At 69.6% G+C, this 26,968-nt stretch carries 14 protein-coding genes; 10 read left to right on the top strand and 4 right to left on the bottom strand.

Annotated elements, in window-relative coordinates; all coding sequences use genetic code 11:
• Nucleotides 1–391 precede the first annotated feature (391 nt).
• Both PV343_RS05115 and PV343_RS05110 read right to left on the bottom strand, forming a co-directional pair.
• Nucleotides 392–1,921, bottom strand: coding sequence for a helix-turn-helix domain-containing protein (locus PV343_RS05115; protein WP_319145557.1), 1,530 nt, complete (start codon nt 1,919–1,921; stop codon nt 392–394).
• A 64-nt stretch (nt 1,922–1,985) separates the two neighbouring features.
• Nucleotides 1,986–2,183, bottom strand: coding sequence for a DUF4236 domain-containing protein (locus PV343_RS05110; protein WP_020942851.1), 198 nt, complete (start codon nt 2,181–2,183; stop codon nt 1,986–1,988).
• Nucleotides 2,184–2,547: 364 nt separating this feature from the next.
• On the opposite strand from PV343_RS05110, the gene acnA reads away from it, so the two are divergent.
• Nucleotides 2,548–5,265 (top strand): aconitate hydratase AcnA, encoded by a 2,718-nt coding sequence (gene acnA, locus PV343_RS05105; RefSeq protein ID WP_319145556.1) that lies wholly within the window; start codon nt 2,548–2,550, stop codon nt 5,263–5,265.
• Nucleotides 5,266–5,375: 110 nt separating this feature from the next.
• Here the strand turns inward: acnA and PV343_RS05100 are convergent, their stop codons facing one another.
• Nucleotides 5,376–8,057 (bottom strand): SpoIIE family protein phosphatase, encoded by a 2,682-nt coding sequence (locus PV343_RS05100; RefSeq protein WP_319145792.1) that lies wholly within the window; start codon nt 8,055–8,057, stop codon nt 5,376–5,378.
• Between the two features lie 531 nt (nt 8,058–8,588).
• On the opposite strand from PV343_RS05100, the gene PV343_RS05095 reads away from it, so the two are divergent.
• Nucleotides 8,589–11,870: a GH92 family glycosyl hydrolase gene (locus tag PV343_RS05095; protein WP_319145555.1), complete on the top strand. Its 3,282-nt coding sequence runs from the start codon at nt 8,589–8,591 to the stop codon at nt 11,868–11,870.
• A 68-nt stretch (nt 11,871–11,938) separates the two neighbouring features.
• Here PV343_RS05095 and PV343_RS05090 read toward each other — a convergent pair whose 3' ends face one another.
• Nucleotides 11,939–15,742, bottom strand: a complete 3,804-nt coding sequence (locus PV343_RS05090) for a GH92 family glycosyl hydrolase (RefSeq protein ID WP_319145554.1) — start codon at nt 15,740–15,742, stop codon at nt 11,939–11,941.
• Between the two features lie 342 nt (nt 15,743–16,084).
• Between PV343_RS05090 and ngcE the strand changes: the two genes are divergently transcribed.
• From ngcE to dxs, 8 genes are all read left to right on the top strand, one after another.
• Nucleotides 16,085–17,530, top strand: coding sequence for an N-acetylglucosamine/diacetylchitobiose ABC transporter substrate-binding protein (gene ngcE, locus PV343_RS05085; RefSeq protein WP_319145553.1), 1,446 nt, complete (start codon nt 16,085–16,087; stop codon nt 17,528–17,530).
• Between the two features lie 28 nt (nt 17,531–17,558).
• Nucleotides 17,559–18,485: a carbohydrate ABC transporter permease gene (locus tag PV343_RS05080; RefSeq protein ID WP_319145791.1), complete on the top strand. Its 927-nt coding sequence runs from the start codon at nt 17,559–17,561 to the stop codon at nt 18,483–18,485.
• Nucleotides 18,486–18,489: 4 nt separating this feature from the next.
• Nucleotides 18,490–19,416, top strand: coding sequence for a carbohydrate ABC transporter permease (locus tag PV343_RS05075; protein WP_319145552.1), 927 nt, complete (start codon nt 18,490–18,492; stop codon nt 19,414–19,416).
• Nucleotides 19,417–20,112: 696 nt separating this feature from the next.
• On the top strand, nt 20,113–21,324 hold the full coding sequence (locus tag PV343_RS05070) for an ROK family transcriptional regulator (RefSeq protein WP_319145551.1): 1,212 nt from the start codon (nt 20,113–20,115) through the stop codon (nt 21,322–21,324).
• 133 nt (nt 21,325–21,457) lie between these two features.
• Nucleotides 21,458–22,561, top strand: coding sequence for a sugar ABC transporter substrate-binding protein (locus PV343_RS05065; RefSeq protein ID WP_319145790.1), 1,104 nt, complete (start codon nt 21,458–21,460; stop codon nt 22,559–22,561).
• A 199-nt stretch (nt 22,562–22,760) separates the two neighbouring features.
• Nucleotides 22,761–23,552, top strand: a complete 792-nt coding sequence (locus PV343_RS05060; RefSeq protein WP_166662671.1) for an ATP-binding cassette domain-containing protein — start codon at nt 22,761–22,763, stop codon at nt 23,550–23,552.
• Complete coding sequence (locus PV343_RS05055; protein ID WP_319145550.1) at nt 23,549–24,850, top strand: sugar ABC transporter permease; 1,302 nt, start codon at nt 23,549–23,551, stop codon at nt 24,848–24,850. The genes PV343_RS05060 and PV343_RS05055 overlap by 4 nt, the downstream gene beginning before the upstream one ends.
• A 128-nt stretch (nt 24,851–24,978) precedes the next feature.
• Nucleotides 24,979–26,907: a 1-deoxy-D-xylulose-5-phosphate synthase gene (gene dxs, locus PV343_RS05050; RefSeq protein ID WP_319145549.1), complete on the top strand. Its 1,929-nt coding sequence runs from the start codon at nt 24,979–24,981 to the stop codon at nt 26,905–26,907.
• The last annotated feature ends 61 nt before the right edge of the window (nt 26,908–26,968 follow it).

The following is a 26,968-nucleotide window of genomic DNA, read 5'->3' as shown; positions in this document are numbered from 1 at the left end:
CCCGTCCCCGTGTCCGGACGGCCCAGCGGCTGATCCGCCACCGCCCATGTCGGCGGGCAGCTGGTTCAACTGCGTGTGTGCCGAATGTGGTTGCCTGGCAAGGGCATCTGCTTTGAGCTGTGCCCATTCCTCGTCCCACGACATGATGTCAGCCCCCCGTCGTCCAGCCGTCGCACTGTCGCATCACATGTACATGCGTTCGCCAAGTTTGCCATGAAAGTGCAAACAGATGATCAAAGTCGATCGGTCGGCGGATGTGCCGGAGTTGAGGAATCTTCCCCTACGACGTGCGCCCTGCGGCCGGACGTGCGCGAGCAAGCGCCCGCGGACACCGCCGCACCCCCTCCAGGCCCACGTCGGTGAAGCCCGGTCAGGGTGCGGCAGCCGTTGCTCAGATGTCCCGGAAGATCTCGATCTGCGCCCCGATCGAGTTCAGCCGCTCCGCGAGGTCCTCGTAACCGCGGTTGATGACGTAGACGTTGCGCAGCACGGACGTGCCCTCCGCGGCCATCATCGCCAGGAGGACGACCACGGCGGGGCGCAGGGCCGGCGGGCACATCATCTCGGCGGCGCGCCAGCGGGTGGGGCCCTCGACCAGGACGCGGTGCGGGTCGAGGAGCTGGAGGCGGCCGCCCAGGCGGTTGAGGTCCGTCAGGTAGATGGCGCGGTTGTCGTAGACCCAGTCGTGGATGAGGGTCTGGCCCTGTGCCACGGCCGCGATGGCGGCGAAGAAGGGGACGTTGTCGATGTTCAGGCCCGGGAAGGGCATGGGGTGGATCTTGTCGATCGGGGCCTCGAGCTTGGAGGGGCGGACCGTGAGGTCGACCAGCCGGGTGCGGCCGTTGTCCGCGAAGTACTCGGGGCTGCGGTCGTGGTCGAGGCCCATCTCCTCCAGGACGGCCAGCTCGATCTCCAGGAACTCGATCGGGACCCGGCGCACCGTCAGCTCCGACTCGGTGACCACGGCGGCGGCCAGCAGGCTCATCGCCTCGACCGGGTCCTCGGAGGGGGAGTAGTCCACGTCGACGTCGATGTTCGGCACGCCGTGCACGGTCAGGGTGGTGGTGCCGATCCCCTCGACCCTGACGCCGAGCGCCTCCAGGAAGAAGCACAGGTCCTGGACCATGTAGTTGGAGGAGGCGTTGCGGATGACCGTCACGCCGTCGTGGCGGGCGGCCGCGAGCAGCGCGTTCTCGGTCACGGTGTCGCCGCGCTCGGTCAGGACGATCGGGCGGTCGGGGCGGACGGTGCGGTCGACCCGGGCGTGGTACTGGCCCTCGGTGGCCGCGATGTCCAGGCCGAACCGGCGCAGCGCGATCATGTGCGGCTCGATGGTCCGGGTGCCGAGGTCGCAGCCGCCGGCGTAGGGCAGCTTGAAGTGGTCCACGCGGTGCAGCAGCGGACCGAGGAACATGATGATCGAGCGGGTGCGGACGGCCGCCTCCGCGTCGATGGCCGCCATCTCCAGCTCGGCGGGCGGCACCAGTTCCAGGTCGACGCCGTCGTTGATCCAGCGGGTGCGCACCCCGATGGAGTTGAGCACCTCCAGCAGCCGGTACACCTCCTCGATCCGGGCCACCCGGCGCAGCACCGTGCGCCCCTTGTTCAGCAGCGAGGCGCACAGCAGGGCGACGCAGGCGTTCTTGCTCGTCTTGACGTCGATGGCACCGGACAGCCGGCGGCCGCCGACCACCCGCAGATGCATCGGGCCGGCGTAGCCGAGCGACACGATCTCGCTGTCCAGGGCCTCGCCGATGCGAGCGATCATCTCAAGGCTGATGTTCTGGTTCCCGCGCTCGATGCGGTTGACGGCACTCTGGCTGGTGCCCAGCGCCTCCGCGAGCTGCGTCTGTGTCCAGCCCCGGTGTTGCCGGGCGTCACGGATGAGCTTGCCGATGCGTACGAGGTAGTCGTCTGCCATGAGGTCGAGGTTATCTCAGATATGAGATGACGCCTGTCGGGGGGGCCATTCGGGTGATGCCCCGTCAACGCTCCCTGGCCGTACGGGTGCGACGCCATCCGAAAGGTCCGGGCAAATCGACCGATGTCGTACGACGTCCGGTGCTGCTGTGGGTGTGTCGCGGCCCATGCTTGCCGCCGGTGGTGAGGGACCAGGAGTGCCGGTTGATGTTCAGCCGTACCCCGGGCAGGATCCGGAAGCTCTTGCGGAAAGTGAGCGGCATGGACGCCTCCTTCGGTGGTGTTCGGGTCGAGCACTGCTCAACTCGGATACCCCGTACCGGCGTGGAGATGGCAGGCGGTCGCGGACGGCCGCCGGCCGGTGTCCGGTGTGCGCCGGTCCACCTCGCGCGGGATGCTCGACTGTGGCCGACGCCACCGGAAAACGGCGGGGCCCGGGCCCGGCCGGGCATGACCTGCCGGTGCCCATGTACTAGAGTTATCTCGACATCGAGATATCTGCCGAGGCGCACCGCGGTCGCCACACTGGTAAGGCTCACCTAACTTAGCCTGACCTTACTGGATTGCCCGAGCCGGGGTGGCGGCACGATTGACGGTGGTACGCGCACATCAATGAAGGAGACTGTCGTGTCGGCGAACAGCTTCGACGCCCGCAGCACGCTGCAGGTGGGCGACGAGTCGTACGAGATCTTCCGGCTGGACAAGGTGGAGGGCTCCGCTCGCCTGCCGTACAGCCTCAAGGTCCTGCTGGAGAACCTGCTCCGCACGGAGGACGGCGCGAACATCACCGCCGATCACATCCGCGCCCTCGGCGGCTGGGACTCCCAGGCCCAGCCCTCGCAGGAGATCCAGTTCACGCCGGCCCGCGTGATCATGCAGGACTTCACCGGCGTTCCCTGCGTCGTGGACCTCGCGACCATGCGTGAGGCCGTGAAGGAGCTGGGCGGCGACCCGGCGAAGATCAACCCGCTGGCGCCGGCCGAGCTGGTCATCGACCACTCCGTCATCGCCGACAAGTTCGGCACCAACGACGCCTTCAAGCAGAACGTCGAGCTGGAGTACGGCCGCAACAAGGAGCGCTACCAGTTCCTGCGCTGGGGCCAGACCGCCTTCGACGAGTTCAAGGTCGTCCCGCCGGGCACCGGCATCGTCCACCAGGTGAACATCGAGCACCTGGCCCGCGTCGTCATGGTCCGCGACGGCAAGGCCTACCCCGACACCCTGGTCGGCACCGACTCGCACACCACCATGGTCAACGGCCTCGGCGTCCTCGGCTGGGGCGTCGGCGGCATCGAGGCCGAGGCCGCGATGCTCGGCCAGCCGGTCTCCATGCTCATTCCGCGCGTCGTCGGCTTCAAGCTGACCGGTGAGCTGCCCGCCGGCACCACCGCCACCGACCTCGTGCTCACCATCACCGAGATGCTCCGCAAGCACGGTGTGGTCGGCAAGTTCGTCGAGTTCTACGGCGAGGGCGTGGCCGCCACCTCCCTGGCCAACCGCGCCACCATCGGCAACATGTCGCCGGAGTTCGGCTCCACCGCCGCGATCTTCCCGATCGACGGTGAGACCCTGAACTACCTGCGCCTGACCGGCCGCTCCGAGCAGCAGGTCGCGCTCGTCGAGGCGTACGCCAAGGAGCAGGGCCTCTGGCTGGACCCGAAGGCCGAGCCGGACTTCTCCGAGAAGCTCGAGCTGGACCTCTCCACGGTCGTCCCGTCCATCGCCGGCCCGAAGCGCCCGCAGGACCGCATCGTCCTCGCGAACGCCGCCGAGCAGTTCAAGCTGGACGTGCGCAACTACGTCGACGACCTCGACGAGGCGGGCAAGGAGTCCTTCCCGGCCTCCGACGCCCCGGCCGTCCGCCCCAACGGCTTCCCGTCCAACCCGTGCCCGGTCACCGCGCCCGACGGCACGACCTACGAGCTGGACCACGGCGCGGTGACGGTCGCGGCCATCACCTCCTGCACCAACACGTCCAACCCGTACGTCATGATCGGCGCCGCCCTGGTCGCCAAGAAGGCGGTCGAGAAGGGCCTGACCCGCAAGCCGTGGGTCAAGTCCACCCTCGCCCCGGGTTCGAAGGTCGTCACCGACTACTTCGAGCGGGCCGGCCTCACCCCGTACCTGGACAAGCTGGGCTTCAACCTCGTCGGCTACGGCTGCACCACCTGCATCGGCAACTCCGGCCCGCTGCCGGAGGAGGTCTCCAAGGCCGTCAACGACCACGACCTCGCCGTCACCTCGGTCCTCTCCGGCAACCGGAACTTCGAGGGCCGCATCAACCCCGACGTCAAGATGAACTACCTGGCGTCCCCGCCGCTGGTCGTCGCGTACGCCATCGCCGGCTCCATGAAGGTGGACATCACCCGTGACGCCCTGGGCACCGACCAGGACGGCAACCCGGTCTTCCTGAAGGACATCTGGCCCTCCGAGGCCGAGGTCAACGAGGTGGTCGCCGCCGCCATCGGCGAGGACATGTTCGCCAAGTCCTACAGCGACGTCTTCGCCGGCGACGCCCAGTGGCAGGCGCTGCCGGTCCCGACCGGCAACACCTTCGAGTGGGACGCCGAGTCGACCTACGTCCGCAAGCCCCCGTACTTCGAGGGCATGGGCATGGAACCGGAGGCGGTCTCCGACATCACCGGCGCCCGCGTCCTGGCCAAGCTGGGCGACTCGGTCACCACCGACCACATCTCCCCGGCCGGTGCCATCAAGGCCGACACCCCGGCGGGCAAGTACCTCACCGAGCACGGTGTGGAGCGTCGTGACTTCAACTCCTACGGCTCGCGCCGGGGCAACCACGAGGTCATGATCCGCGGCACGTTCGCCAACATCCGCCTGCGCAACCAGATCGCGCCGGGCACCGAGGGCGGCTACACCCGCGACTTCACCCAGGCGGACGCGCCGGTGTCGTTCATCTACGACGCCTCGCGCAACTACATCGAGCAGGGCATCCCGCTGGTCGTCCTGGCCGGCAAGGAGTACGGCTCCGGCTCGTCCCGCGACTGGGCGGCCAAGGGCACCGCGCTGCTCGGCGTCAAGGCCGTCATCGCCGAGTCCTACGAGCGCATCCACCGCTCGAACCTCATCGGCATGGGCGTCCTGCCGCTGCAGTTCCCGGAGGGCGCCACCGCCCAGTCCCTCGGTCTGACCGGCGAGGAGACCTTCTCCTTCACCGGCGTCGAGGAGCTGAACAACGGCACCACGCCGCGCACGGTCAAGGTCACCACCGACACCGGTGTCGAGTTCGACGCGGTCGTCCGCATCGACACCCCCGGTGAGGCCGACTACTACCGCAACGGCGGCATCATGCAGTACGTGCTGCGCAGCCTGATCCGCAAGTAGCACGCACGAGCGGTACGACGACCGAGGGCCGCACCCCGCAGCGGGGGTGCGGCCCTCGGCGTGTGCCCGCGCACCGGAGACGCGGCCCTCGGCCGCGCCCTCACATGCGCTCACTCCAGGGGAATGTCCGGGATCTCGAAGCCCGGCACCCCCGGCAGCTTCGCGCCCTTCGGCAGCGCCACCTCGGCCCAGATCACCTTGCCCTGGGGCGTGTACCGAGTGCCCCAGCGCTCCGTCATCTGCGACACCAGGAACAGGCCCCGGCCGCCCTCGTCGGTCGTCGCCGCGTACCGCAGGTGCGGCGAGGTGCTGCTGCCGTCGGCGACCTCGCAGATCAGCGTGCGGTCCCGGATCAGCCGGACGTGGATCGGCTCGGAGCCGTAGCGGATGGCGTTGGTGATCAGCTCGCTCAGCACCAGCTCCATGCCGAAGCCCAGCTCGGCCAGACCCCACTCCTCCAGCTTCGCGGACACGGCGCCGCGCATCCCGGACACGGCGGCCGGGTCGCCCGGCACGTCCCAGTCGGCGACGTTCTCCGGCGGCAGCGCCCGGGTGCGCGCGATCAGCAGCGCCACGTCGTCGCCGGGCCGCTCGGGCAGCAGCTCGTCCAGGACGGCCTGGCAGCTCTCCTCCGGCGCCCGGTCGGGGTGCCCCTCCAGCGCCCGGCGCAGCAGCTCCATGCCCACGTCCAGGTCGCGTCTGCGGTCCTCGATGAGCCCGTCGGTGTACAGCACGAGCTGGCTGCCCTCGGGCACGTCCAGCTCGGCCGTCCGGAACGGCATGCCGCCCAGGCCCAGCGGCGGACCGGCCGGCACGTCGGGGAAGGTGGCGCTGCCGTCGGGGTACACCAGGGCCGGCGTCAGGTGCCCGGCGCGCGCCATGACGCAGCGGCGCGACACGGGGTCGTAGATGGCGTACAGACAGGTGGCGCCCACGATCTCACCGGAGGTGTCCGCGCACGCCTCGTCCTGGTCGATACGGCCGACCAGGTCGTCCAGGTGGCTGAGCAGCTCGTCCGGCGGCAGGTCCAGGGTGGAGAAGTTGTGCACGGCGGTGCGCAGCCGGCCCATCGTCGCGGCGGCGTGCAGGCCGTGCCCGACCACGTCCCCGACGGCCAGCGCCACCCGGCCGCCCGGCAGCGGGATCACGTCGAACCAGTCGCCGCTCACGCCCGACTGGGCGGGCAGGTAGCGGTAGCCGACGTCGAGGGCGCTCTGCTCGGGCAGCGCCCGCGGCAGCAGGCTGCGCTGGAGGGTCACGGCCAGCGCGTGCTCGCGGGCGTACCGGCGGGCGTTGTCGATGCTGACCGCCGCCCGCGCCACCAGCTCCTCCGCCAGCGACAGCTCCTCCTCGTCGAACGCGTCCCGTTTGGAGCGCCAGAAGTTGACCATGCCCAGCACCACGCCGCGGGCCTGGACCGGGGCGCTGATCAGCGAGTGGATGCCGAAGTCGACGATCTGCCGGGCGCGCTCCGGGTCCTGCGCCTGCCAGCCGGACGCGGAGGACAGGTCGGTCACCAGCTGGGTGTGGCCGGCGTCGTAGCCGAGGGCCTGCGGGGTGGAGGGCAGGAAGTCGATCAGCCGGCCCCGCTCGTAGAGCGGGTGGTCGTCCCGGATGCCGCTCACGGCGACGCGCCGCATGTCCGTCGCGGTGGGGCCGGGCTCCTCGCCGTGCAGGACGGCGTCGGCCACGTCCACGGTGACGAAGTCGGCGAACCGGCCCACGGCGAGCTGGGCCAGCTCGTCGGCCGTGCGGACCACGTCGAGACTGGTGCCGATGCCGAGGCCGGCGTCGTAGAGCAGTTCAAGGCGCTCCCTGGTGACCTCGGCCCGGCCCGAGACGGCCTGCAGCTCGGTGGAGTCCCGCAGCGTCACCACGGTGCCCCGGGGGCCGCCCTCGGGGTGTGTGGGCCGCTGGTTGACGGCGAGCAGCCGGCCGCCGGCGAAGTGCACCTCGTCGGTCGCCTCACGGCCGGAGGAGAGCAGCTCCACCATGTCGGCGTCGAGGCACGTCAGCTCGCCCACGGAGTGCCCCTCGGCCTCCACGGGCAGTTCCAGCAGCCGCCGGGCCTCGTCGTTGGCCAGCAGCAGCCGCCCGTTGTCCTGGACGATGAGGACGCCCTCGCGCACCGAGTGCAGCACCGTGTCGTGGTGCTCGTACATCCGGGACATCTCGTCCGGGGCCAGGCTGTGGGTCTGCCGCCGCAGCCGTCGGCCCACGAGCGCCGTGCCGCCGGTCGACACCACGAGGGCCGCCGCGCCCGCGCCGAGGATGATCGGCAGCTGCCGGTCCACGGCGTTCGTCACGTTCTTCACCTTGAGCCCGGCCGAGACCAGCGCCGTCACCTTGCCCCGGTCGTCCCGGATCGGCACCGTCGCCTGCACCTCGTGGCCGAGCGGGCCGTGGACGCTCTCGGTGTAGACCTGGCCGGCCAGCGACGGGGCGATCTTGCCGACGAAACGTTTCCCGATCTTGCTCGGGATGGGGTGCGTGTAGCGGATGCCCTTCTTGTCCATGACGACGATGAAGTCGACGCCCGCGCTCTTGCGTCCCGCCTCGGTGAGCGGCTGGAGCACCGCCGACGGGTGGGGCGAACGCAGCGCCTCCACGACGCCGGGGGAGTGCGCGAAGGTCTGGGCGACGGCGATGGACCGGCGCCTCGCCTCCGTGTTGGTGTCACGTTCCGACTGCAGGACGAGGGCGAAGACGGCGCAGACCACGAGGACCACGACCAGCGCCACCTGCAGCACGAAAACCTGCCCGGCGACGCTGCGGGGACTCTTGCCGATCATCGAGCGCCACGAGATGCGCCTGAATCGGCCGATTCGGTCCGACATGCGACATTTCTAACACTGGCGTTTCCCGGTGACTATGGCTGGTCCAAGCGATGGACATCACGCGGGCCCGGGAATGAGCCTCGGGAGCGCTCCCAAAAGTCGCTGCGAAAAACGCATCACCACTCTCTCGCGGGGTGGTTGGAGGTGCTCGGGGCGGACCCGGTGGCTGTGCGCACCGGGTCCGCGAGCCGGGCAGTGAGGGGGGTGGTGTCCCTGCCCGGGTGGTGCCGGCTTGTGGAGGAGCGTGAGGTCCCCGGTGGACCCCGACCGGTGGTGCGACAACGTTGTCGTGTGGTCTGTACATGACTTTACCGCCTCAACCGACAACGATGTCAACCCACTTGAGTGTCACCCGCCCGGGTGATCCGCAGGCGTGCCAGGGCCGCCGTACGCGGTCTTCCGTGTGACCGGTGGCGCACGCTACTGTCCCTGCGGCTTGTGCGACCGGTGGTGCGCGACCCGTCCGTCAGGAGGAAGGGCCGCGCCATGCGTTTCCGTCCCATGTCCCTGCTGCTGGCCGCGGTGCTCGCGATGAGCGGTGCCCCCACGGCCCTCGCGGCGACCGCAGCTCCCCCCGGGCTCGTCAAGGACCCGACCCCGTACGTCGACCCACTGATCGGCACCAGGAACGGCGGCAACGTCTTCCCCGGCGCCGTCGTGCCCTTCGGCATGCTCTCCTGGAGCCCGGAGAACACGCGGGGCGACGCCACCCGCACCGCGGCCCCCGGCGGCTACCAGTACGACGCCACCCGGATACGCGGCTTCAGCCTCACCCACATGTCCGGCACGGGCTGCGCGGGCGGCAGCGGCGACATCCCGTTCTTCCCGTACGCCGGCGAGGTCACCTCGTCCCCGGCGAGCGACACCGAGGACGCCGTCTACGCCTCCGGCTTCAGCCACACCGACGAGACCGCGGAACCCGGCCACTACCGGGTCGGCCTCGCCTCCGGCGTCACCGCCGACCTCACCGCGACCGCCCGCACCGGCTCCGCCCGCTTCACCTTCCCGGCCGACAAGCCCGCCTCGCTGCTGGTGCGCACCGCCAACTCGGAGGTCGGGTCCACCGACTCGTCGGTCACCATCGACCCCACCGGCCGCACCGTCTCCGGCTCCGTCACCTCCGGCGACTTCTGCGGCTACCTCGACCCCGAGGGCCGGCGCGCCTACTACACGCTCTACTTCACCGCCCGCTTCGACCGCCCCTTCAAGGCCCACGGCACCTGGCGGGACGGCACGCTGACCCCCGGGTCCACCACCGCCACCGGCGGGACCGGCGGCTTCACCGAGGGCGGGCGGCCGGTCGCGGGCAAGGGCGCCGGCGGGTACGTCGAGTTCGCCCCCGGCACCGGCCCGGTGAACGTCAAGGTCGGCATCTCCTACGTCAGCCGGGCGGCGGCCGCGGCGAACCTCGCGGCCGAGAACCCGCCGAAGCGCTCCTTCGGCGCGGTGCGGGACGCCGCCCGGGCCACCTGGCGCGACCGCCTGGGCGCCGTCCGGGTCGGCGGCGGCACCGGCACCGACCGCACCACCTTCTACACCGCCCTCTACCACTCCCTCCTGCACCCGAACGTGATCAGCGACGCCGACGGCCGCTACCGGGGCAGCGACGACAAGGTGCACCGGGTGGCCCGCGGCCACCGGGCCCAGTACGGCACCTTCTCCGGCTGGGACGTCTACCGCGACCAGGTCCAGCTGCTCACCCTGCTCGACCCGCGCACCGGCTCCGACGTCGCCCAGTCGCTGTACGAGCTGGCCCGGCAGAACGGCGGGGTCTGGGACCGCTGGCTGCACGGCGCGAGCGGCACCCACGTCATGAACGGCGACCCCGCGCCCACCGCGCTCGCCGGGATCAGGGCCTTCGGCGGCACGGACTTCGACCTGCGCGGCGCGCTCGACTCACTGGTCCGGGCGGCCACCGTGCCCACCGAGCAGGACCTGTCGGCGGCCGGCAAGCCGGTCCTGTCGGTCGGCCAGCGCCCCTCCCTCGACAAGTACCTCGACCGGCACTACATGCCGTCCGTCTCCAACGCCTGGGGCGGCGCCGCCGAGACCCTGGAGATGTCCACCGCGGACTTCTCGCTTGCCCAGCTCGCCACGGCGGCGGGCCGCAAGGGCACGGCGGCCGCCTTCGCCCGGCGCGCCCAGTGGTGGCAGAACAACTTCGACATCGCGGCCGTCCCCTCCGGCGCCGACGGCAGCGGCGGCTACATCGCCAACCGCAAGGCCGACGGCAGCTGGGTCACCGGCTTCACCCCCGACACCGGCAACGGGTTCGTCGAGGGCACGGCGGCCCAGTACACCTGGATGGTCCAGCACGACCCGGCCGGGCTGTTCGCCGCCATGGGCGGCACCGGCAAGGCCCTGGCCCGGCTCGACGACTTCTTCCACGACGCCGACGGCGGCTGGGCCTTCACCGGCAGCGGCGGCACCAAGTCCGAACTGGACAACGAGCCCTCGCTCAACGTCCCCTACCTGTACGACTACGCCGGCGCCCCGTACAAGACCCAGGAGACCGTCCGGGCGGCCATGCGGCAGCTCTGGTCGACGAAGCCCGAGGGCATCCCCGGCAACGACGACCTCGGCGCCATGTCCGCCTGGTACGTCTTCTCCGCGCTCGGCATGTACCCGCAGGTCCCCTCCCGCGCGGAACTGATCCTCGCGTCGCCGCTGTTCGAGCGCGCCGAGATCCACCGCCCGCACGGCAACGACATCTCCGTCCGCGCGCCGGGAGCGGCCTGGGACGCGCCGTACGTCCGGTCCCTGAAGGTCGACGGCCGCGGCAGCGACCGGCCGTGGCTCCCGGCCTCGTTCGTGCGGGACGGCGGACGGCTCGACTACACGCTCTCCGCGACCCCGGACCGTGCCTGGGGCGCGACCGCGCCGCCGCCGTCCTTCCGCGAGGGCGAGCAGCCGTACCAGATCGGCGTCGGCCCGACCGCCGCGACGCTCGCGCCCGGCGCCTCCACGAAGGTCGCCATCCGCGCGCTGTCGCTGAACGGCGGCACCGGACCCGACGTGCGCTTCCGCGTCGAGACCCCGGACGGCGTCACCGCCACACCTGCCGAGGGCACGGTCACCGACGGCGCGCAGCAGATCACGCTCACCGCGGCCGACGGCGTCCGCCAGGGCTTCTACGACGTCAAGGTCACGGTCGCCTCCGACGGCACCTCGTACGAACAGCCGGTCGCCCTGACCGTCGCCGCCCCCGGCACCCTGCTGGCGGCCTACGACAGCACCGGAGTCTCGGACGACTCCGGCGACCACGACGAGGCCGACTACGACGGCGGCGGCTGGAGCTACTCCCGCCAGGCCCTCGCGGCGGCCGGCCTCACCCCCGGCGGGCACGGCACCGTCGACGGCCTCGGCTTCACCTGGCCCGACTCGCCGGCCGGCCGCCCCGACAACGCCTCGGCGGCCGGCCAGAGCGTCGACCTCGCCACCCCGGCGGCGAAGCTGTCCTTCGTCGGCAGCGCGGTCAACGGCAACCAGAAGACCACGGCCACGGTGACCTACACCGACGGCAGCACCGGCACGATCGACCTCGCCTTCACCGACTGGACCGTCGGCGGGGGCGGCGGCACCGTCCAGTACGGCAACCGCGTCGTCGCCAAGACCGCGTACCGCAACGTCGCGGGCGCGGACAAGGACCCGGTGGCGACCTACGTCTTCGCGACCGAGCCGTTCCAGGCGCCCCCGGGCAAGACCATCAGGAGCGTGACGCTGCCCGACGACACCGACCTGCACGTGTTCACCCTCGCGGTGGGCTGACCCGCACCGCACGAAGGCCGCTCCCCGGGTCCTCCCGGGGGGCGGCCTCGTGCCGTACGGCGGGAGCGTCAGCCGAGCAGCTCCACCTCCGCCAGCGTCGACTCGGAGTCGAGGACCAACCGGTACGTCGCGTACGAGCCCGGCTCGGCGATCGTGAACGCCCGGGTCTGCCGGTCCCAGGCGAACGACTCCCCGGAACGGTGGTCCAGGGTCCGCCAGGTCGTGCCGTCCGCCGAGCCCTGCAGCGTCCAGCCGGCCGGCGCCTTCGTATGATCGGCGGCCGAGGTCAGCGTGTACTGGACGGGCTTGCCGGCACCGGCGACCGGAAGGTCCACCGAGGTGACCGTCGCGCTCGTCGCCGAGGTGTCGTCGAACAGGGCCCCGTCACCCTTGAGCAGGTCGGCGCGCGGTGCGGGCACCTTGTCGTCCTGGGTGATGGAGACGGGCGCCGCGTTGCGGCCGCTGCCCCAGGTGGACGGCTTCGCCCCCATGAAGAACTGCAGCACCCCGCCCTTGGCCAGCAGCGAGTGGGGGAGCGAGGTCGACGTCCAGGGGCGGCCGTTGACGGTCACGCCCTGCACGTAGATGTTCTTCGCGCTGTTGCGCGGGGCCTTGATCACCAGGTCCCGTCCGTTCTCCAGGTGCACGGTCGCCTTCTTGAACAGCGGGGAGCCGATCGCGTACTCGCCGCTGCCCATCACCAGCGGGTAGAAGCCGAGCGAGGAGAAGAGGTACCAGGCCGACTGCTCGCCGTTGTCCTCGTCGCCGTGGTAGCCCTGGCCGATCTCGCTGCCGGTGTACAGGCGGGAGAGCGCCTCGCGGACGTACTGCTGCGCCTTCCAGGGCTGGGCGGCCGCGTCGTACATGTAGATCACGTGGTGCGCGACCTGGTTGGAGTGGCCGTACATGCCCATCCGCACGTCCCGGGCCTCGGTCATCTCGTGGATGACACCGCCGTAGGAGCCGACGTAGTCCGGGGAGGCCGTCTCCGGCGTGGCGAAGTACGTGTCGAGCTTGTCCGCGAGGCCCTGCCGGCCGCCGTACAGGTTGGCCAGGCCCCGGCTGTCCTGCGGGGCGGTGAAGGCGTAGCCCCAGCCGTTGGTCTCCGTGTAGTCGTAGCCCCACACGCGCGGGTCGTACTTCGCGGAGTCCAGGCGCCAGCCGCCCTTGGCGTCACGGCCCTGGAAGAAGCCCGCCTTGGCGTCGAAGAGGTTCACGTAGTCCCGGGCGCGGTTGAGGAAGTACTTCGACTCCTCCTGGTAGCGCTTCTCGCCCGTCTTCTCGTAGAGCGCCTGGCCCATCCTGGCGATGCCGTAGTCGTTGACGTAGCCCTCCATCGCCCACGACAGCCCCTCGTGCGTGTCGGTGCTGGTGTAGCCGAGGAACGGCGAGGTGCTCATGCCCTTGCGGCCCACACCCGACGCCGGGGGGACGACCGTGGCGTTCTTGACCGCCGCCTCGTACGCCGCCTTCGCGTCGAACTTCACGCCCTTGACGTACGCGTCGGCGAACGCCACGTCCGAGGAGGTGCCGGTCATCAGGTCGGCGTAGCCGGGGGAGGACCAGCGGGAGGTCCAGCCGCCGTCCTTGTACTGCTGCACGAAGCCGTCGACCATCTCGCCGGCCTGACGGGGCGTCAGGAACGAGTAGGCGGGCCAGGTGGTGCGGTAGGTGTCCCAGAAGCCGTTGTTGACGTACACCTTGCCGTCGACGATCTTCGCGCCGGTGTGCGTCGGGGTGTCCGGGCCCGGCATCGCGGAGAACGGCGAGGCGTACTGGTCCTTGCCGCCGACCTTCTCGAAGCCGGAGTTCGGGTACAGGTACAGCCGGTACATGCTGGAGTACAGCGTGGTGAGCTGGTCCGGGGTCGCGCCCTCCACCTCGACCTTGCCGAGCAGCCGGTCCCAGGTGCGCTGGGCCGTGTTCCTGACCGTGTCGAAGGAGGTGCCGTCCGGGATCTCCTGGGCCAGGTTGTCCTTCGCCTGGTCGACGCTGATCAGCGAGGTCGCCAGGCGCAGCCCGACGGTGTGGTCCGCGCCCGCGTCGAACCGCAGCCAGCCCTTGACCCCGCCGGCGCCGCCGTCGGTCACCGGCTTGTCGAAGACGCCGTAGACGAACAGCCGGGTGGCGCCCGTCGACAGGCCCGACTTCACGTCCGAGTAGCCGGTGACGACACCGTGCTCCTTGTCCAGGGTCAGCCCTGCCTGCTCGGTGACGTTGTCGAACACGACGCTCGCGTTGTCGCCCGGGTAGGTGAAGCGCAGCGCCGCCGCGTGGTCGGTCGGGGCTATCTCGGCCTTCAGGCCGTTCTCGAACCGGACGCCGTAGTAGTACGGGCGCGCGGTCTCGTTCTCGTGCCGGAAGGCGAGCTCGCGCGCCTCACGCCCGGTGTCCGGGGTGCCGGACGCGGCGGAGGGCATGAGCTGGAAGGTCTGCCGGTCGCCCATCCAGGGGCTGGGCTCGTGGCTCGCGCTGAACGCCTGGATCGTGGGGAGGTTGTCGTCGTTGTTCGCACGTGCGTACTCGTACAGCCAGCTCAGCGAGGACGCGTTGGTCACCGGCGTCCAGAAGTTGAAGCCGTGCGGGAGGGCCGCCGCCGGGAAGTTGTTGCCGCGTGAGAAGCTGCCGCTGGAGTTGGTGCCGCGGGTGGTCAGCGCGTAGTCCGACAGGTGCGCCTTCGGCTTCTGAGGGGCCACCTGGCGCAGCGCGACGTCGTCTATCCAGCCCCGGAACTTCGCCGGGCCGTCGGAGGAGTCGTAGGCCACCAGGATCCGGTCGACGGTCTTGCCCGCCGCCACCGAGCCGATCCGCGAGGCCACGTCGTTCCACTGGTTGACGTACAGCGCCTTGGACGCGCCCTGGCCGCGCGGCGACAGCGGGAAGCCGTGCTGGTCGATCGCGCCCAGGTCGCTCAGGTAGGTGCCGTCGGTGAAGGCCAGGTCCACGGAGACGTTGGTGGCGTCGTAGTCGCGGTCGCCGTCGGCCATCGACGGGAAGACGCGGTACGACAACCGGGTGTCGCCGGCGACCTTCACGTTCACGTCGAAGACCTTGTTGGACGAGTACGCCCGGCCGGCCGCGGTGTGCCGTCCGGCGTAGCGCAGTGCGCGCTTTCCGGTGAATCCGGCCCGCGCCTTGGCCGTCGGTGAACCGCTCGGTCCCTTGTCGACCAGCGACAGCATGTCCTGCGGCACCGGGCCGCCTGTGCCGCCGGTGGAGAACTGCACGTCGGCGAGTTGCAGGATGCCCGAGGCGCCGTTGTTCCCCGTCACGTCCAGCCGGAAGTGCTGGTACTCGGCCGGCTCGGCGAGGTCGTAGGACTTGGTCTGGAACCGCTCCGGGAAGGACTCGCCCGAGCGGCTGTCGAGGGTCTTCCAGTCCTTGCCGTCCGTGGATCCCTGGAGCGTCCAGTCCCGGGGGTCGCGCTCGTCGTAGTCGTTGGCCGAGGTGAGCGCGTACGTCACCAGTTTGACGGGCTTGTCCAGGTCGAACTCGACCCAGCCGGTGGGCTGGAAGGTCAGCCACTTGGTGCCGGGCTCGCCGTCGGCGAGGTTCTCCTTCACCTCGCCCGCGCCGCTGTTCTCGCCGCTCGCCCGGACCTCGGTGACGTGGTCGGTGACGTTGCCCGGGATACCCGTGCTGTAGCCGCCGTCCACGCCCGAGGCGCGCTTGCCGCCGTCCGCTCCGGTGTCGACGGTGTTCAGCCAGTCGGGTGCCGGATCCCCCGCCTCGAACGAGGATGCGAACTCGTGGGCGGCGGCGGCCGCCCGCGCGGGCAGCGCGACCGCCGCCCCCTGTGCTCCGGCCGCCATGACAAAGGCGGCCGTGAGGACGACCGCCGGACCGTATCTGTGCCGAGTTCTCCGCTGCATGTACGGATTCCCTCCCTGCGCCAGGCTCTGGACAACGTTGTCAACTTCGGGGCGCAGGTATCAGTAGGGCGTCAAGTGGCCTGTGATGTCAAGGGTGTTGGGTGTGGCATTCAGGGGTCTATGTCGGGAATTTTTCCGTCGGGACGCGCACAGGGGGCTCATATTTCCGTGAGGTCTCAACTCGGAAAAGACCCATGGCCAACCTTGCATTCGATCTTGCTCCGTCGGCCGGAAGTGGACTATACCTGTCGGCGTTTCCCGCATGACCCTGCACTACCCGACAGCGGTGCCGGGGAGGATCCGGTTCACCGCCTGAGTCCTGGAGAAGGCGAGGACTTGAGCATGGGATCCACTGCGCACCACGGTGGCGAGGGCGTCGGCCGCCGCGATCTGATCAAGCGTTCGGCCGCACTCGGCCTGGTGGCCGCCCCCGGAATGGGCCTGCTGTCCGCCTGCGCGAGCAGCGGCGGCGACGGGCAGGACAAGGCGAAGGCGGCCAAGAAGACCGCCAAGAACCCGCTCGGCGTCAACGAGAGCGCCAAGATGGAGTTCGTCCTCTTCGACGGCGGCTTCGGCAAGGAGTACGCCCAGGACGCGGTGAAGATCTACGAGAAGGACTTCCCCAAGGCCACGGTGAAGTTCTCCGCCACCCAGAAGATCCAGTCCACCCTGCAGCCCCGTTTCAACCAGGGCAACCCGCCGGACCTCATCGACAACTCCGGCGCCGAGCAGATGGACATGGGTGTCCTCGTCGGCAAGAACCAGCTCGCCGACCTCACCCCGCTGCTCGACGCGCCGTCGTACGACGACCCGTCCAAGAAGGTCCGCGACACGCTGCGCCCCGGCATCGTGGAGATGGGCCAGTTCGACGGCAAGCCGGTCTGGATCCTGTACTACGCCTACACGGTCTACGGCGTCTGGTACTCGCAGAAGGCCCTCGACTCCCTGGACGCGACGTATCCGGAGACCTGGGACGACATGCTCGCGGTCTGCGCCAAGGCCAAGAAGAAGGGCATGGCGGGCTGGACCTACGCGGGCAAGTACCCGTACTACATCCCCTTCTCGCTGTACCCGATGATCGGCAAGGTCGGCGGCCGCGAGGTGCTCGACGCCATCGACAACCTGGAGCCGAACGCCTGGAAGCACCCGGCGGTCAAGGCCTGTTTCGAGGCCTACTACGAGCTCTACAAGAAGGGCTACATCCTCAAGGGCACCCCGGGCCTGGACCACATCCAGTCGCAGACCGCCTGGGCGAAGGGCAAGGCGCTGTTCATCCCGAACGGCTCCTGGGTGGAGAACGAGTCGGCCAACGTCATCCCGTCCGACTTCGACCTCGCCGTCTCCGCGCCCACCGGCATCGACAGCTCCGACAAGATGCCGTTCGGCACCATCTGGGCCTCCGGCGGTGAGCCCTTCATCGTCCCGGCCAAGGCGGCGAACACCGAGGGCGGCATGGCGCAGCTGCGCATCATGCTCTCCGAGGCGTCCTCGAAGAACTTCACCGCCAAGGTGAAGTCGCTGACCGCTTTCAACGGCGGCACCTCCGGCATCACCCTCACCCCGGGTCTGAAGTCGGGCGTGGCGGCGCTGGACAAGGCCGGATCCAACGTGGTGAATCCGCGTCTCCAGGACTGGTACGTGCAGTTGCAGAAGGAGAAGATCGGTGTGGCCGGTCTCGGCGAGATGATGGCCGGCCGGCTGACCCCGGCGGAGGCCATCAAGAAGATCCAGGGCTTCGCCGACGAGGCCGCGAAGGACTCGTCCATCAAGCACTACAAGCACCAGTAACCAGCACCTCTACCGCACCGGAGTGGCGATGCAGCACGGCAAGTACCGGTTCATCGTGGGGTTTCTGGCACTGCCCCTGGGACTGTACGCGCTCTTCGTGGTGTGGCCGTTCATCCAGTCCATCTACTACTCGTTCACGGACTGGACCGGCCTGAGCCCCGAATTCAAGATGGTCGGCTTCGACAACTACCGGAGGATGTTGCACGACGACATCTTCTGGAAGTCGCTGCAGCACAGTCTGCTGTTCGCCCTGGTGCTTCCGCTGGTGACGATCAGTCTGGCCCTGTTCTTCGCCTTCATGATCAATGTGGGCGGCCGGCACAGAAGGGGTGGCCCCGTGGTCTCCGGGGTCCGGGGCTCCTCCTTCTACAAGATCGTCTATTTCTTCCCGCAGGTCCTCTCCATCGCGATCGTGGCGCTGCTGTTCGCCTTCGCGTACAACCCGGACAGCGGCGCGATCAACTCACTGCTGCGCGGGATCGGCCTCGACAGCGTCCAGCCGCTGTGGCTGGGCGACCCGGACCTCGCGCTGTGGTGCGTGATGGCGGTGCTCGTGTGGTCCACGGTCGGCTTCTTCGTGGTCCTGTTCTCCGCGGGCATGGCGTCGATCCCGGCCGAGATGTACGAGGCGGCGCTGCTGGACGGCGCGAGCCGCTTCACCACGTTCTACCGCATCACCCTGCCGCTGCTCTGGGACACCGTGCAGTCCGGCTGGGTCTACATGGGCATCCTCGCGCTCGGCGCCGAGTCGTTCGCGGTCGTGCAGATCATGACGACCGGGCCGGGCGGTCCCGACTACTCGACCACCGTGATGGTCCTGTACGTGTACCAGAAGGCGTTCCGGGACGGTCAGGCCGCCTACGCCACCACCATCGGCGTCGCCTTGCTCGTGGTCACGCTCGCCTTCGCGGCGATCGTGATGCGGCTGGGCCGTCGCGAGCGGCTGGAGTACTGAAGCGATGAAGACGACCGAGACCCCCGCACCGCTGCCGGCCGAGTCCGGGGCGAGCGTCTCCAAGATCGACGTGGCGCCTTCCGCGCGGCCCTCCGGGCGGAAGAAGGAGGGCGGCGTCCTCAACGTCTTCTCCCACGGCGTGCTGATCATCTGGGCGATCATGGTGGTCATGCCGCTGCTGTGGGCGGTCATGACGTCCTTCAAGGACGACAGCTCGATCTTCGGCTCGCCCTGGTCGCTGCCGGACAAGCTGCACTTCGACAACTGGTCGCGTGCCTGGACCCAGGCCAACATGAGCGACTACTTCCTGAACACCATCCTGGTGGTCGGCGGGTCGCTCCTCGGCACCCTGGTCCTCGGCTCCATGGCCGCCTACGTCCTGGCGCGCTTCGACTTCCCCGGCAACCGCTTCATCTACTTCCTGTTCGTCGGCGGCATGAGCTTCCCGATCATGCTGGCGCTGGTCCCGCTGTTCTACGTCGTGAACAACATGGGCCTGCTCAACACGATCCACGGTCTGATCCTGGTCTACATCGCGTACTCGCTGCCGTTCACGGTCTTCTTCCTGACCGCGTTCTTCCGGACCCTGCCGACCTCGGTGGCGGAAGCCGCCTTCGTGGACGGCGCCTCGCACACCCGTACGTTCTTCCAGATCATGCTGCCCATGGCCAAGCCCGGCCTGATCAGCGTGGGCATCTTCAACTTCCTGGGCCAGTGGAACCAGTACATGCTGCCCACGGTCCTCAACACCGACCCCGACAAGCGCGTCCTCACCCAGGGCCTGGTCCAGCTCGCGGTCAGCCAGGGCTACAAGGGCGACTGGTCCGGCCTCTTTGCCGGCCTGGTGATGGCGATGCTGCCGGTCCTGGCGGCCTACATCATCTTCCAGCGCCAGGTGGTCGCCGGCCTCACGGCAGGCGCCTTGAAGTAACCGAACGCCCCGAACAGAGGCACCCGGGGACCACCGGTCCCCGGGTGCCTCTGCGTATCCCCTCCCGAGCCCCGGATGGCCTCCGGGCCGCCCTGAGCCCGCGCCGACCCCTCGGCCGGCCCTCCGGAGCCTCGCGCACCCCGGCGAGCTTCCGCGGCCCGCTGCGCGCCCCCCTGGGGCCGTACGTCCCGCCGTCGGGCGGCCGCTCCCCACGGGGCCGGCCCCGTGGGGCCGGGGCTGCTGGGACGCGCCCGGCGGTGCCTCGTGGCCACCCCACCCCCGCAGGGGCCCTCTTCGCGATCGCGATTTGCAGGGGGCTCCGTTCGGCCCCCTCTCCCGTCATCGTCGTGCATCCTTCCGCACCCGAATCCCCGCTTCCGGGTCGAAGCACCGCCGGGTTCCGGGGCTGAACGAAGTGGGGAAAGGGGTTCCGGGCTGTGGGGCGCGCCACGTGGGGGGCTTCGGGGAGGCCGTCCGGACGGGCTTCCGCCCAGCTCGGGGGTGGCGTGGACGTGTCCTCGGGGTGTCCGGCGCGGAACCGGTGAAGTGACAGCGATTTCCGTCAAGGACTTGACTGCGGTAACCCGTACAGCCGAGCTTGGAGTTCATAACTTGTAAGTGGCCCGGTTCCGCAGATGTGACCTGGGCCACGGGCGGCACCGAGGCCGCCCACCGATGTCGGGAGTGGATGGGTCGATGGAGACTCCGGGGTCGCAGTCGTCGCTGCACCGAGCCAACCTGGAACGAGTCGTACGAGCCGTGCGGCTGGCCGGGTCGCTCACGCAGGCGGAGATCGCGCGGACGACCGGCCTGTCCGCGGCTACGGTCTCCAACATCGTGCGGGAGCTGAAGGACGGCGGAACCGTCGAGGTCACGCCCACCTCGGCCGGTGGCCGGCGGGCCCGCAGCGTCTCGCTCAGCGGGGACGCGGGCATCGTGATCGGAGTCGACTTCGGGCACACCCACCTGCGCGTCGCGATCGGGAACCTCGCGCACCAGGTGCTGGCCGAGGAGTCCGAGCCGCTGGACGTCGACGCCTCCTCCACCCAGGGCTTCGACCGGGCCGAGGAACTGGTCAACCGCCTGATCGCGGCCACCGGCGTGGACCGGTCCAAGGTGGCCGGCGTCGGTCTCGGCGTGCCCGGGCCGATCGACGTGGAATCGGGCACCCTGGGCTCCACGTCGATCCTGCCGGGTTGGAGCGGCACCAAGCCCGCCGAGGAGCTGCGTGAGCGCCTCGGCGTTCCCGTGCACGTGGACAACGACGCCAACCTCGGCGCGCTCGGTGAGCTCGTCTGGGGCAGCGGCCGGGGCGTCCGTGATCTTGCTTACATCAAGGTCGCGAGCGGCGTCGGCGCCGGTCTGGTGATCAACGGGAAGATCTATCGCGGCCCTGGTGGCACCGCTGGAGAAATCGGACATATTACACTCGATGAATCCGGCCCGGTCTGCCGCTGTGGAAACCGTGGCTGCCTGGAGACCTTCACGGCCGCGCGCTACGTGCTGCCGCTGCTCCAGTCCAGTCACGGCACCGACCTGACGATGGAAGGCGTCGTACGGCTGGCCAGGGACGGAGACCCGGGCTGTCGTCGGGTGATCGCCGACGTCGGCCGCCACATCGGCAGTGGAGTGGCCAATCTCTGCAACCTTCTGAACCCGAGCCGGGTGGTCCTCGGTGGTGATCTCGCCGAGGCCGGAGAGCTCGTTCTCGGGCCCATCAGGGAGTCCGTCGGCCGCTACGCCATCCCCAGTGCGGCGCGCCAACTGTCCGTTCTCCCGGGGGCACTTGGCGGCCGTGCGGAGGTGCTCGGAGCGCTCGCTCTCGCACTCAGCGAGATGGGTGATTCGACCCTGTTGGACGGATCTGTCGCGGGCGGGTTGTCCGTGGCCACGCCTGCCTTCACTTAGAGAACGGATGGCACCGTTGCCATCTCGTTAAGGATTTACTTCTTGACGTCGCACGCGTGGCCGAGTTGACTTCCAGCCACCTCGGCCGCAACGACGCGGCCTCGTCAGGGAGGTTTACAGAGTGAACACGCGTATGCGTCGTGCCGCCGTTGCCGTTGCCGCTGGGGCCATGGCCGTCGCACTTGCTGCCTGTGGCAGCGCCAAGGAGTCCAAGGGCAGCGACGACTCTTCTTCGGCTTCCGCCAAGAAGGGCGACAACATCAAGGTCGGGCTTCTCCTTCCGGAGAACAAGACCGCCCGCTACGAGAAGTTCGACAAGCCGCTGATCGAGAAGAAGATCAAGGAGCTGACGAACGGCAAGGCGGAGTTCCAGTACAACAACGCCCGCCAGGACGCGAACCTGCAGGCGCAGCAGGTCGACACCATGATCACCAACAAGGTGGACGTCCTGATCCTGGACGCGGTGGACGCCAAGGCCATCCAGAACTCGGTCCAGAAGGCCAAGGACGCCGGCATCAAGGTCGTCGCCTACGACCGCCTCGCCGAGGGCCCCATCAGCGCCTACACCTCGTTCGACAACGAGGAGGTCGGCAAGACCCAGGGCACCGCCCTGCTGAAGGCGCTGGGCTCCAAGGCGACCAAGTCCTCCAAGATCGTCATGGTCAACGGTTCGGTCACCGACCCGAACGCCGCCCAGTTCAAGAAGGGCGCGCACTCCGTCCTCGACGGCAAGGTCACCATCGCCAAGGAGTTCGACACCAAGGAGTGGTCGCCGGACAACGCGAACTCCGAGATGGAGTCGGCGATCTCCGCGGTCGGCAAGGGCAAGATCGCCGGTGTCTACTCGGCCAACGACGGCATGGCCGGCGGTATCATCACCGCCCTGAAGGCCGCGGGCCTGAACGTCCCGGTCACCGGCCAGGACGCCGAGCTCGCGGGTGTGCAGCGCATCGTCGCCGGTGAGCAGTACATGAGCGTCTACAAGCCGTACGCCCCCGAGGCCGACGCCGCCGCCGAGATGGCCGTCGCGCTCGCCCAGGGCAAGTCGCTCGACTCGGTCGCCAAGGACAAGGTCTCCTCGGGTTCCGCCCAGGACGTCCCGTCGGTCCTCGTCCCGGTCACCGCGCTGACCAAGGACAACATCAACGACACCGTCATCAAGGACGGCGTCTACACGGTCGCCGACATCTGCACGGGCAAGTACAAGTCCGCCTGCGACAAGCTCGGCATCAAGTAAGCAGCCAAGTCCCATCCTGAGTAAGGGCGTTCGCCGCATTCGACCCCGAATGGAACGCCCGTACCGGAACGGACGCACTGCCCAAAGGCTCCTCCGGTGCCCCGCGCATCACACAGCCCCGCAAGCTCGGCGCGGGGCGCCGGACGGAAACTCCCCCAAACTTCTGCACAACCTCCCGCCGGGTCAGGCGGCGAAGGAGATGGTTCACGTGTCCGCTACGCCCGTGCTGGCGTTGCGCGGGGTCTCCAAGCGATTCGGTGCCGTCCAGGCGCTCACCGACGTAGAGCTTGAGGTCCACGCCGGTGAGGTGGTCGCCCTGGTGGGCGACAACGGCGCCGGAAAGTCCACGCTGGTCAAGACGATCGCCGGCGTGCACCCCATCGATGAGGGCGCCATCGAATGGGACGGCAAGGCGGTGTCGATCAGCCGGCCGCACGACGCCCAGTCCCTGGGCATCGCGACGGTCTACCAGGACCTCGCGCTGTGCGACAACATCGACGTCGTCGGCAACCTGTTCCTCGGCCGTGAGCTGAGGAAGTGGGGCGTCCTGGACGAGGTCGAGATGGAGCGCCGCGCCCGCGAGCTGCTCACCACGCTGTCGATCCGCATCCCCAGCGTCCGCATCCCGATCGCCTCGCTCTCCGGCGGTCAGCGGCAGACCGTGGCCATCGCCCGCTCGATGCTCGGCGACCCCAAGCTGGTCATCCTCGACGAGCCCACCGCCGCCCTCGGCGTCGAGCAGACCGCCCAGGTCCTCGACCTCGTGGAGCGACTGCGCGAGCGCGGTCACGCCGTCATCCTCATCAGTCACAACATGGCGGACGTGAAGGCGGTGGCCGACAAGGTCGCCGTGCTGCGCCTCGGCCGCAACAACGGCGTCTTCGAGGTCAAGACGACCTCGCAGGAGGAGATCATCTCCGCCATCACGGGCGCCACCGACAACGCCGTGACCCGCCGTGCGGCGCGCACGAACGGGGAGGTTTCCAAGTGAGCATCGACAAGACCTCCGCGAACGTGGGCGAGACCCCGGACGCGCCCGTCGTGAACCCGGAGGCCGCGGCCGCCGCGGTCACCGCCGTGGACCCGCGCCTGCTGGTCCGCGAGCAGGGCCTGATGGGCTACTGGACCGAGTTCAAGCGCAAGATGAAGGCCGGTGAGCTGGGCTCCCTGCCGGTCATCCTCGGCCTGGCGATCATCTGCGTGATCTTCCAGGTGCTGAACTCCGAGTTCCTCTCGGCGCAGAACATCAGCAACATCACGGTCACGATGGTCGGCACGGGAATGATCTCCGTCGGCATCGTCTTCGTGCTGCTGCTCGGTGAGATCGACCTGTCGGTCGGCTCGGTCAGCGGCGCGGCCAGCGCCCTCGCGGCCGTCCTCACCGTGAACCAGGGCTGGCCCGAGTGGCTGGCCGTGCTCGTGGCGATCGCCGTCGGTGCCGCCATCGGCGCCCTGCACGGCTTCTTCTTCGCGGTGCTCGGCGCCCCCGCCTTCGCCGTGACTCTGGCCGGCCTGCTGTTCTGGCTCGGCTTCATGCTGAAGGTGCTGGGCGAGGACGGCACGATCAACCTCGACAGCGACGGTCTGATCGGCAAGCTGACCACCTACACCTTCACGGACGTCGGCGCCGCCTACGGCCTGGCCGTCGTCGTGGTCGCCGCGTTCTTCGCCAGCTCCTTCCTGGGCAACCGCCGCCGCGAGGCCGCGGGTGTCCCGTCCCGGCCGCTGAGCGACACGATCCTGCGCACCGTGCTGCTCGCCGTGATCTCCTTCGCGGGCGCCTACATGTACAACCAGTACAAGGGCCTGCCGCTGGCCACGGTGATCTTCCTCGCCTTCCTGGTCGCCACCGACTTCGTGCTGCGCCGCACTCCGTACGGCCGCAAGATCTTCGCGCTCGGCGGCAGCGTCGAGGCGTCCCGCCGCGCGGGCATCAACGTCACCGCGGTGCGCATCTCCGTGTTCGCCATCTCCGGTGGCTTCGCGGCGATCGGCGGTCTGTTCCTGGCCTCGAAGATCGCCTCCGCCAACCAGAGCGCCGGTACCGGTGACCTGCTGATGAACGCGATCGCCGCGGCCGTCATCGGTGGTACGTCGCTCTTCGGCGGCCGCGGCCGCACCTGGAACGCCCTGCTCGGCGTGCTGGTCATCGTGTCGATCCAGTACGGCCTGCAGCTCGAGTCCATCGCCGAGCCGGTGAAGTACATGATCACCGCGGCGGTGCTGCTGACCACCGTGGTCATCGACTCCATCACCCGCAAGACCCAGAAGACCGCAGGTCGCGCGTAGCGATCCCGCGGCAGGAACAGTGCCCGGCGCCCGAAAGGTGCCGGGCACTGTCGTGTCCCGCAAACACGGAACATTAGACTCGACAAGCCCGGCAACAGCTCGATCAGCTCTACTGCAAGGAGGCACGGGTGCCGCTGCTGACCCGCATCAGGGGACCGCGCGATCTGGACCGGCTCAGCCTGGAGGAGCTGGACCAGCTGGCAGGGGAGATCCGGACCTTCCTCGTCGACGCCGTCTCCAAGACCGGCGGCCACCTCGGGCCCAACCTGGGCGTGGTCGAGCTCACCATCGCCCTGCACCGCGTCTTCGAGTCCCCCAGGGACAAGGTGCTCTTCGACACCGGTCACCAGTCCTACGTGCACAAGCTGCTCACCGGCCGCCAGGACTTCTCCCGCCTGAAGATGAAGGGCGGCCTGTCCGGCTACCCCTCGCAGGCCGAGTCCGAGCACGACGTCATCGAGAACAGCCACGCCTCCACGGTCCTCGGCTGGGCCGACGGCATCGCCAAGGCCAACCAGCTCAAGGAGCGGGACAGCCACGTCGTCGCCGTCATCGGTGACGGCGCGCTGACCGGCGGCATGGCCTGGGAGGCGCTGAACAACATCGCCGAGGCCAAGGACCGTCCGCTCGTCATCGTCGTCAACGACAACGAGCGCTCCTACGCCCCGACCATCGGTGGCCTGGCCAACCACCTGGCCACCCTGCGCACGACCGACGGCTACGAGCGCTTCCTGACCCGGACCAAGGAGATCCTCGACCGCACCCCGGTCGTGGGTAAGCCGCTGTACGAGACCCTGCACGGCGCCAAGAAGGGGCTCAAGGACTTCATCGCCCCGCAGGGCATGTTCGAGGACCTCGGCCTGAAGTACGTCGGCCCGATCGACGGGCACGACATCGAGGCGCTGGAGTCGGCGCTGGCCCGGGCCAAACGGTTCGGCGGCCCGGTCATCGTGCACTGCCTGACCGAGAAGGGCCGCGGCTACCAGCCCGCCCTGCAGGACGAGGCCGACCGCTTCCACGCCGTCGGCAAGATCCACCCCGACACCGGCCTGCCGATCGCCTCCTCCGGCGCCGACTGGACCTCCGTCTTCGGCGACGAGATGGTCAAGCTGGGCGAGGAGCGCGACGACGTCGTCGCCATCACCGCGGCCATGCTCCAGCCGGTCGGCCTCGACCGGTTCGCCAAGCGCTTCCCCGACCGGGTCTACGACGTCGGCATCGCCGAGCAGCACGGCGCGGTCTCCGCGGCGGGCCTCGCCCACGCCGGCGTCCACCCCGTCTTCGCCGTGTACGCCACCTTCCTCAACCGCGCCTTCGACCAGGTGCTGATGGACGTGGCCCTGCACAAGTGCGGGGTGACCTTCGTGCTGGACCGGGCCGGTGTCACCGGCACCGACGGCGCCTCCCACAACGGCATGTGGGACATGTCGATCCTCCAGGTCGTGCCGGGACTGCGGCTCGCCGCGCCGCGCGACGCCGACCAGGTGAGGGCGCAGCTGCGCGAGGCCGTCGCCGTCGAGGACGCGCCGACCGTGGTCCGGTTCTCCAAGGGCGCCGTGGGCCCCGCCGTCCCGGCCGTGGGCCGCGTCGGCGGCATGGACGTGCTGCGCGAGCCCGGCACCGACAGGCCGGACGTGCTGCTGGTCTCCGTGGGCGCCCTCGCCCCGATGTGCCTGGAGATCGCCGGCCTGCTCGACCGGCAGGGCATCTCCACCACCGTCGTCGACCCGCGCTGGGTCAAGCCCGTCGACGAGGCGATGGCCCCGCTGGCCGAGCGGCACCGGGTCGTCGTCACGGTCGAGGACAACAGCCGCGTCGGCGGTGTCGGCTCCGCGATCGCCCAGGCCCTGCGGGACGCGGGCGTGGACGTGCCGCTGCGCGACTTCGGCATCCCGCCGCGCTTCCTCGACCACGCCTCGCGTGCCGAGGTCATGGCCGAGATCGGGCTGACCGCCCCCGACATCGCCCGCCAGGTCACCGGGCTCGTCTCCAGGCTGGACGGCCGGTTCGACCGTACGGCCGACACGGTCGACTCCGTGGAGCCCGCCCGCGACTAGCCGAAACACGGTCCCACGGGCCGGTTCCGCCCCGTTCTGCGGTGGCGGAACCGGCCCGCCT

Source organism: Streptomyces sp. WI03-4A (genome assembly GCF_033792105.1).
Lineage (GTDB): Bacteria > Actinomycetota > Actinomycetes > Streptomycetales > Streptomycetaceae > Streptomyces > Streptomyces collinus_A.
The sequence above is the reverse complement of the archived record's forward strand: the minus strand, read 5'-3'. Positions and strand labels throughout refer to the sequence as shown.

What these genes read in the sequence shown, in the direction of transcription:
- PV343_RS05100 (WP_319145792.1), bottom strand. Translation starts at nt 8,057, where the DNA reads ATGATCGGCAAGAGTCCCCGCAGCGTCGCCGGGCAGGTTTTCGTGCTG.
- PV343_RS05095 (WP_319145555.1), top strand. Translation starts at nt 8,589, where the DNA reads ATGCGTTTCCGTCCCATGTCCCTGCTGCTGGCCGCGGTGCTCGCGATG.
- PV343_RS05115 (WP_319145557.1), bottom strand. Translation starts at nt 1,921, where the DNA reads ATGGCAGACGACTACCTCGTACGCATCGGCAAGCTCATCCGTGACGCC.
- PV343_RS05080 (WP_319145791.1), top strand. Translation starts at nt 17,559, where the DNA reads ATGCAGCACGGCAAGTACCGGTTCATCGTGGGGTTTCTGGCACTGCCC.
- PV343_RS05065 (WP_319145790.1), top strand. Translation starts at nt 21,458, where the DNA reads ATGCGTCGTGCCGCCGTTGCCGTTGCCGCTGGGGCCATGGCCGTCGCA.
- ngcE (WP_319145553.1), top strand. Translation starts at nt 16,085, where the DNA reads ATGGGATCCACTGCGCACCACGGTGGCGAGGGCGTCGGCCGCCGCGAT.
- PV343_RS05060 (WP_166662671.1), top strand. Translation starts at nt 22,761, where the DNA reads ATGGTTCACGTGTCCGCTACGCCCGTGCTGGCGTTGCGCGGGGTCTCC.
- PV343_RS05110 (WP_020942851.1), bottom strand. Translation starts at nt 2,183, where the DNA reads ATGCCGCTCACTTTCCGCAAGAGCTTCCGGATCCTGCCCGGGGTACGG.
- PV343_RS05090 (WP_319145554.1), bottom strand. Translation starts at nt 15,742, where the DNA reads ATGCAGCGGAGAACTCGGCACAGATACGGTCCGGCGGTCGTCCTCACG.
- PV343_RS05075 (WP_319145552.1), top strand. Translation starts at nt 18,490, where the DNA reads ATGAAGACGACCGAGACCCCCGCACCGCTGCCGGCCGAGTCCGGGGCG.
- PV343_RS05070 (WP_319145551.1), top strand. Translation starts at nt 20,113, where the DNA reads ATGGAGACTCCGGGGTCGCAGTCGTCGCTGCACCGAGCCAACCTGGAA.